Source organism: Polaromonas sp. P1_G4 (assembly GCF_056405475.1).
In genome coordinates this window covers 1-5062 of the sequence record NZ_JBFUCA010000315.1, presented here as the reverse complement: position 1 = coordinate 5062, position 5062 = coordinate 1, and the positions used below count along the sequence as shown (strand labels likewise).

At 65.0% G+C, this 5062-nt stretch carries 5 protein-coding genes; 3 read left to right on the top strand and 2 right to left on the bottom strand.

Features of this window, described 5'->3' with window-relative positions; all coding sequences use genetic code 11:
• A partial coding sequence (locus AC1D1X_RS15380) for a LysR family transcriptional regulator (protein WP_477698589.1) occupies nt 1-152 on the bottom strand: 152 nt, incomplete at its 3' end.
• Nucleotides 153-252: 100 nt separating this feature from the next.
• Here AC1D1X_RS15380 and AC1D1X_RS15375 point away from each other — a divergent pair.
• From AC1D1X_RS15375 to amaB, 3 genes are read left to right on the top strand one after another with little or no spacing between them, the layout of a single operon-like run.
• Nucleotides 253-1281, top strand: coding sequence for a 2-oxoadipate dioxygenase/decarboxylase family protein (locus AC1D1X_RS15375; RefSeq protein ID WP_477668458.1), 1029 nt, complete (start codon nt 253-255; stop codon nt 1279-1281).
• Nucleotides 1278-2522 (top strand): aminotransferase-like domain-containing protein, encoded by a 1245-nt coding sequence (locus AC1D1X_RS15370; protein ID WP_477668459.1) that lies wholly within the window; start codon nt 1278-1280, stop codon nt 2520-2522. The genes AC1D1X_RS15375 and AC1D1X_RS15370 overlap by 4 nt, the downstream gene beginning before the upstream one ends.
• Nucleotides 2519-4030, top strand: a complete 1512-nt coding sequence (gene amaB / locus AC1D1X_RS15365; RefSeq protein ID WP_477668460.1) for an L-piperidine-6-carboxylate dehydrogenase — start codon at nt 2519-2521, stop codon at nt 4028-4030. Before AC1D1X_RS15370 ends, amaB begins: the two co-directional genes overlap by 4 nt.
• A gap of 135 nt (nt 4031-4165) precedes the next feature.
• Here the strand turns inward: amaB and hpaI are convergent, their stop codons facing one another.
• Nucleotides 4166-4969, bottom strand: coding sequence for a 4-hydroxy-2-oxoheptanedioate aldolase (gene hpaI, locus AC1D1X_RS15360; RefSeq protein ID WP_477668924.1), 804 nt, complete (start codon nt 4967-4969; stop codon nt 4166-4168).
• Nucleotides 4970-5062: the final 93 nt, after the last annotated feature.

The window sequence follows — 5062 nt, the reverse complement described above, 5'->3', positions numbered from 1 at the left end:
CTCACATCCAGGTCCTGCTCCAGCCCGAGGATCTGGTGGCTGACCGCGCTCTGGCTCACCGACAGGTCTTGCGCCGCCAGTGTGAAACTRCCGCGGTGGGCCGCCGCTTCAAAGGCGAGCAGGGCCTGGGTGGAGGGGATCTTTCGGCGCATCGCATGAATATATCTCATGCGTCCATCGAAATACATCCTTTGTGCATGACGCTGAAACTGCCGAAAATCCGGCTTTCACCTGCCGACAATACGCCTGAAAATGACCCACCTCCAGAAGCTCCTCGCCTGCTGCCTGCCCGCCGAAGCCGTCAAAGACATCCATGAACAGATGTACGTTCATCCGTCGCTGCAGCAGCCGGCCTCGGGCACCGTCACCCGGGCCGAACTGGCCCAGGCGCTGAACATGGCGCTGTTCCACGGCCTGGTGCAGCGCGTGCCGGCGGGGCAGGACTACATCGCCAGCGACGTGGTCGCACAAAAACGGCAAGTGGTGTTTGACCACGGCGCGCTGCGCACGGTGCGCTGGCCCAGCGGCGCCTTGCCAGCGGGCGAAGCCGCCTTCACTCGCGTGCTGCGCCCATTGGGTTTTGAACTGCAGGGCACCTACCCGCTGCCGCGCCTGAAGATGACAGGCCGCGCCTACAGCCACCGCGATTTTCCCGAAGACATTGCGCAGTTCTTTGTCTCCGAGCTGCACCCCGAGCAGTTCTCCGCGCCCTTCCAGTCGGCCGTCACGCGCGTGCTGTCGACCTCACGCGACCCGCTGGGCCCGCAGGATGTGGCGGACCTCGAGCAACTCACGCGTGACGGCGTGCTGCCCCTGGTGCAGGCGCTGCGTTTACTGCCGCAACTGCTGCAGTGCTTTGACCGCCAGCACGGCGTGTTTGGCATGGACGACTACGAATTGCTGCTGGCCGAATCCGCCGAGATGGCCTGGATTGCCACCGAAGGCAATGCCTTTAACCATGCCACCGACCGCGTGAGTGACGTGGACGCGGTCGCCGAACGCCAGCGCACGCTGGGCCGGCCCATCAAGTACAAGGTTGAAGTCTCTGCCAGCGGCCGTGTGCGCCAGACCGCCTTTCGTGCCGCAACGGTGCAGCGCGAGTTCATCACCCCGCAAGGCCGCGTCACGCGCGATGTGCCCGGCTCTTTCTACGAATTCATCACGCGCGATGCACTGACACCCATTGCGGCAAATGACCCCGTGCAGGTGCCTAGGCTGGACCTGGCTTTTGACGCTGGCAACGCCACCGGCATTTTCGGCATGACGGCCGCACGCGCATGAGTGCTGTGCGCGCACTTTACGCGCAAGCCAGCGGTTCACCCATACGCGCCATGCTGGCGCTCGCCGGCCAGGAGGGCATGATTTCGCTGGCAGGCGGCCACCCCGATCCGGCGCTGCTGCCGGCCGACTGGCTGCGCGAATCGCTGCAGGACGTGACCGGCAAGCTGCAAGGCCGCAGCTTGCAATACGGCGCTACCGAGGGCCTGCCAGAGCTGCGTGAAGCCAGCGCCGCCCTGCTCACACAACGCGGCCTGGCGGCCAAGGCGAGCGAGCTGCTCATCACCACCGGCTCGCAGCAAGCCATCGATTTGCTGGCGCGTGTGCTCATCGAGCCGGGCGAAGGTATCGCGGTGGAGTCGTTCAACTACCCGGCCGCGCTGCAGGCTTTCCGTTTTGCAGGTGCGCGGCTGATTGAAGTTCCAACAGACGCACAGGGCATGGATATCGACCGGCTCGAATCTATCCTGCTGGCTGAGCGCCCGCGCGTGCTGTATGTCGTACCAAACTTTGCCAACCCGACCGGCGCCGTGCTGCCGTTGGCGCGGCGGCTTCGTCTGCTGGAATTGGCCGCGCAGTACGGCGTGATCCTGATCGAAGACGACCCATATGGTGAGCTGTGGTTTGGCGAGGCGCCGCCGCCGCCGCTGGCGCAACTCAACCAGCAGGCCGGCTCGCCCGCCCAGGTCGCCTACATGACCAGCTATTCCAAAGTGGTGGCCCCGGCCCTTCGGCTCGGTGTGCTGCTCGCGCCTGCGGACATCCTGCGCGCAGTGGTGCTGGCCAAGCAGGCGGCCGATGTGCACAGCGGTTCGCTGGAGCAACTCACGCTGGCGACCATGCTGGGTTCCTACCGCCTCGCGCCGCACCTGGCCTCGCTGCGCGCAGCCTACGCGGCCAAAGGCGCCGCGCTGGCCAACGCCTTGCGCGCGCATGCCAGCGGGCTGCTCGAATTCGGTGCGCCGCAAGGCGGCATGTTTGTCTGGGCACGGCTGCGCAGCGACCTGCCCCTGTTGCCGGCACAAGATTGGGTGGACTTCGGGCTTCGGCATCGAGTGCTGGTAGTACCAGGCGCCGCCTTCAGCATCAGCAACGCCGCACAACCCTGGTTGCGTTTGAGTTTTGCCAACCCATCACCGGCAGCGTTGCAGCAAGGCGCAGAGCGCCTGGGCCGCGGGCTGCAAAGCGTCGCCATCCACACCGCTTCCGATTTCAGGACAACCCACGAAAGGACTTCCGCATGAGTCACTCCAGCGACGTTTCATCCCTCTTTAAAGCCCTGGGCGTCAACGCCGACCTCGGCAGCAAGGCTTCCGCGGCCATCGAAGTGGTCACCCCCATCGACGGCAGCCTTCTGGCACGCGTGGCCATTCGCAGCGCCGCCGACGTCGACAGCGCATTGAACGGCGCATACAAGCGCTTTATCGACTGGCGCAATGTGCCCGCCCCCAAACGCGGCGAACTGGTGCGTGCTTTTGGTGAAACCGTGCGCCGCCACAAGGCCGAGCTGGGCCAGCTGATCTCGCTGGAGACCGGCAAGATCTTGCAGGAAGGCCTGGGCGAGGTGCAGGAAGTCATCGACATCTGCGAGTTCGCGGTCGGCCTGTCGCGCCAGCTCTACGGCCTGACGATTGCCAGCGAACGCCCCGACCATAAGCTGCTGGAAACCTGGCACCCCGTGGGCGTGGTCGGCATCATCTCGGCCTTCAACTTCCCGATGGCGGTGTTCGCCTGGAACGCCGCGCTGGCGCTGGTGTGCGGCAACACACTGGCCTGGAAGCCGTCGGAAAAAACACCGCTGTCGGCCATCGCCCTCAACGGCCTGCTGCTGCAAACGGCGAAAGACCTGGACCTGGCCACTGAAGGCCTGAGCGAACTGCTGATCGGCGAGCGCGCCACCGGCGAGGCCCTGGTCAAGCACCCGCATGTGAAACTGGTAAGCGCCACCGGCTCCACCGCCATGGGCAAGAACGTGGCCATTGCCTGCGCCGGCCTCTTCAAGCGCTCGCTGCTGGAGCTGGGCGGCAACAACGCCGCTATCGTCTGCCCGTCGGCCAACCTGGAACTGGTGGTGCGCGGTGCGGCTTTCGCAGCTGCCGGCACTGCCGGCCAGCGCTGCACCAGCCTGCGCCGCCTGATCGTTCACCGCTCGATCTACCCGGAACTGGTCAAACGCCTGGTCGCTGTGTTTGAACGCCTGCCCATCGGCAACCCGCTCAAAGACGGCACGCTGGTCGGCCCGCTGATCGACGGCCGTGCGTTTGAGGCCATGCAGTCGGCCCTGGGCGAAGCGAAGAAGCTGGGCACCACTGTGCATTTCGGTGACCGCCAACCGGGGGATGGATCAGCCCACTATGTGCGCCCCGCCATCGTGGAGTTGAAGGAGCAAGCCGGCCCCATGCTGCACGAAACCTTCGCGCCGATTTTGTATGTCGTGCCCTACGACAACTTTGACGAAGCCATCGCGCTGAACAACGCCGTGGTGCACGGCCTGTCGTCGGCTGTCTTCACGCAAGACCTGCGCGAAGCCGAGCAGTTCACCTCGGCGCGCGGCTCCGACTGCGGGATTGCCAACGTCAACATCGGCACCAGCGGTGCGGAGATCGGCGGCGCCTTTGGCGGTGAAAAAGAAACCGGCGGCGGGCGCGAGTCGGGATCGGATTCGTGGAAGGCCTATATGCGCCGCGCCACCAACACGGTCAACTACGGATCCAGCCTGCCGCTGGCGCAGGGCATCCGCTTTGACATCTAGGGATGCCAGCAAACTGGAAGACCCGTGCAGGCGCTATGGTTTTGATAGCTGCTTGCGCTTGATCAGCGCGCGCAAGAGCCCGTTTCGCCATGAAAGCTGCGGGCTTGGAAAATCACCTGTTTCGCCTGGCCGGGATCAGTAGGCGGCGCCAGGCGCTGCTGCCTGCGCGCCACCCGATGGCACAAGATCTGACGCCAGGCGCCTGACGGCGTTGGCATAGACCAGGACGTCAACGCCGGTGGCCACAAAGGTGCAGCCCAGCGCCAGGTAACGCCTGGCGAGCGCCGGGTCGGAAGTCAGCGTACCGGCTGCCTTGCCCGAAGCGATGATGGTTTTCATGGCCTGCTCGATCGCCGCCTGCACCTCGGGGTGGCCGGGCTTGCCGCGAAAACCCATGGAAGCGGCCAGGTCGGCGGGGCCGATGAAAACGCCGTCCACGCCGTCCACGGCGCAAATGGCCTGCAGGTTGCCCAGGGCAGTGACGGTTTCCACCTGCACCAGCAGGCAGACCTCGCCGTCGGCCTTGTCAAGGTAGTCGGTGCGCGCGCTCCAGCGTGAGGCGCGCCCTACAGCACTGCCGACACCGCGAATGCCCAAGGGCGGATACCGTGTAGCGCTGACGATGGCCTGCGCCTGTTCAGCGGTATCGACCATGGGGATCAGCAGGTTCTGTGCGCCGATATCCAGCAACTGCTTGATCAGCGGCACATCGCCTGCTACCGCACGCACCACAGGCTGCGAGCGGTAGGGCGCTACAGCCTGGAGCGCGGCGAGCGTGCTGCGCAAATCATTGGGCGCATGTTCGCCATCAATCAGCAGCCAGTCGAATCCGGCGGTGGCGCTGACCTCAGCAAGGTAGGGGTCGGCCATGGAAAGCCACAAACCGATTTGCTGCTGGCCGCGAGCAAGCGCTGCCTTGAACGGATTGCCTGGAGTCATGAACTCATCCTTGAAAGAGTTGAAGGTCGAGAAGGCGCAGTGTTGCATACCCCGGCCTGTTAAGTTGGCAGGCCCTAGCTCACGATGCCCAGA

Excerpts from the sequence above, each read along its gene's own strand:
- AC1D1X_RS15375 (WP_477668458.1), top strand. The coding sequence starts at position 253 with ATGACCCACCTCCAGAAGCTCCTCGCCTGCTGCCTGCCCGCCGAAGCC.
- AC1D1X_RS15370 (WP_477668459.1), top strand. The coding sequence starts at position 1,278 with ATGAGTGCTGTGCGCGCACTTTACGCGCAAGCCAGCGGTTCACCCATA.
- amaB (WP_477668460.1), top strand. The coding sequence starts at position 2,519 with ATGAGTCACTCCAGCGACGTTTCATCCCTCTTTAAAGCCCTGGGCGTC.
- hpaI (WP_477668924.1), bottom strand. The coding sequence starts at position 4,969 with ATGACTCCAGGCAATCCGTTCAAGGCAGCGCTTGCTCGCGGCCAGCAG.